The following is a 2033-nucleotide window of genomic DNA, read 5'->3' as shown; positions in this document are numbered from 1 at the left end:
CTGTAGCCCCGTGCGGCGGCGGCCTTGGTGGTTTCGGCGTGCCACACCGTCTTGGGCATCATCTCGGCATACAGGCGCAGGATGATTGAAAGGGTGTCGTAGCTGTCGAAGACGCCTTCCTTGTCCTCCTGCAAGTCCTTGTTGTAGGCCAGCGGCGTGCCCTTGACCACCGTGAGCAGGCCCATCAGGTTGCCGAACACGCGCCCCGCCTTGCCGCGTGCCAGCTCGGACACGTCGGGGTTTTTCTTCTGCGGCATGATGGAGCTGCCTGTGGTGTGAGAGTCAGGGAGGGTGATAAAGCCGAACTCGAAGGTGGAGTACAGAATCAGTTCTTCGGACAGGCGCGAGAGATGCGCGGCCAGAATCGCACAGGCACTCAGGAATTCCAGCGCAAAGTCGCGGCTGCCCACCCCATCCAGGCTGTTGGCAGTCGGACGGGCGAAACCCAGGGCTTCGGCGGTGGCGTGGCGGTCAAGAGGCCAGGGCGTGCCCGCCAGCGCCGAGCTGCCCAGCGGGCTTTCGTCCATGCGCTCGGCAGCGTCGCGGAAACGGCCCTCGTCGCGCTCCAGCATCGCCACATATGCCATGAACCAGTGAGACAGCAAAATGGGCTGGGCCACCTGAAGGTGCGTGTACCCAGGCAAGATCACCTCGGCCTGCAAGTGCTTTTCGGCCTCCGCCAGCATCACGGCGCGGAGCTGTCGCGTCAGGTCGGCCAAATCCAGCGCGGCTTCCTTGGTGAACAGCCGGAAATCCAGCGCCACCTGGTCGTTGCGGCTGCGGGCGGTGTGCAGCTTGCCCGCCACGGGGCCGATGCGGTCACGCAGCGCGGCTTCCACGTTCATGTGAACGTCCTCGCGGTCAAGTCGCCACTCGAAATTTCCGGCGCGGATGTCCTGCAACACGTCATTTAGGCCGTCCTGAATCTGCCCCACTTCCTCGGCGCTCAGAATGCCCTGTTTGCCCAGCATCGCCACATGTGCCAAAGAGCCGCGAATGTCCTGCTCAGCGAGGCGCTGGTCGAAGCCCACCGAGGCGTTGAAGAGTTCCACGAGTTCGGCGGTGGCCTCCGCAAAACGCCCGCCCCAGAGTTTAGTTTCCTGTTTTTGGTTGGTCATATGTTTCCTTCGGAAAGTACGCGCTGGGCGGTGTACGGGACGCGGTGGCCTGAACTCACCGCGCACGTCTTACCGCTCACCGCGTACCTCTTTGGCCAGCACCACGGGCCGCCCGTTTTTGCCGCTGCTGTACGCATAATCTTCGTCTACCTGCCTGTAGCCCAGCCGCTCGTAAAAAGGCACTGCGCCCAAGTTCACCTGACTGACCGCCAGCAGCACGCGCCGAAAGCCTTCCCGCGCCGCCACACCTTCCACTTCGCCCACCAGATGCCGCGCCACCCCTTGCCCGCGCACTTGCGGCAAGGTCGCCAGCTTGTTCAGGGTCAGCGTGTGCGGGTCGTGGAGGTCAGGGCGAAAGCCGACGCAGCCGACGGCCTCTCCCCCACTGTCCAGCGCCAGAAAGCCACCGGAGTGCGGGCCGGACATGGTTTTTTCCAAGTCGGCCACGGTGGTGCTGTTCCAGGCCGAGCGTGGGTCCATGCCCGCCGCCAGCATCACGGCGAGGAAGGCAGGCAGGTCGGCGGAGGTGACGCGGCGGTAGCCAAAGCCGTCTGGGTAATGGAAAGTCCAGGGCGAGTCTTCCAGGGTCAGACGCATCTCGGGGCTGGTGGCCTCCATAAAACCCAGTCGCTCGTAAATCTTTTTGCCCATTGGCGCGGCATTCAGACTCACGGAACGGAGGCCACGCCTCCTGACTTCGGCCAGCGCTCCCCGCATCAGCGCCTCGGAGATGCCTTTGCGGCGGTGTTCGGGAGCCACATACATATTCAGGACGTAGCCCTGGGTCAGCGCCGGGTCTTTGGCGCTGGGCATCTTGGCGCGGAACATCAGCCCCACGCCGCCCACCACCACGCCGTCCACTTCGGCCAGCAGACCCACGTAGTCGCCCGCTGGGATGGCACCACGCAGCCAGTC

At 64.3% G+C, this 2033-nt stretch carries 2 protein-coding genes; both read right to left on the bottom strand.

The genetic code is table 11. From position 1 onward, the window contains the following. A partial coding sequence (gene argH, locus Q4C89_RS09900; protein ID WP_303102447.1) for an argininosuccinate lyase occupies positions 1 to 1118 on the bottom strand: 1118 nt, incomplete at its 3' end. A gap of 69 nt (positions 1119 to 1187) precedes the next feature. Next, the coding region (locus Q4C89_RS09895) for a GNAT family N-acetyltransferase (protein ID WP_303102446.1) at positions 1188 to 2033 on the bottom strand (846 nt) is incomplete at its 5' end.

It is taken from the genome of Deinococcus sp., from assembly GCF_030523985.1.
GTDB lineage: Bacteria > Deinococcota > Deinococci > Deinococcales > Deinococcaceae > Deinococcus.
The sequence above is the reverse complement of the archived record's forward strand: the minus strand, read 5'-3'. Positions and strand labels throughout refer to the sequence as shown.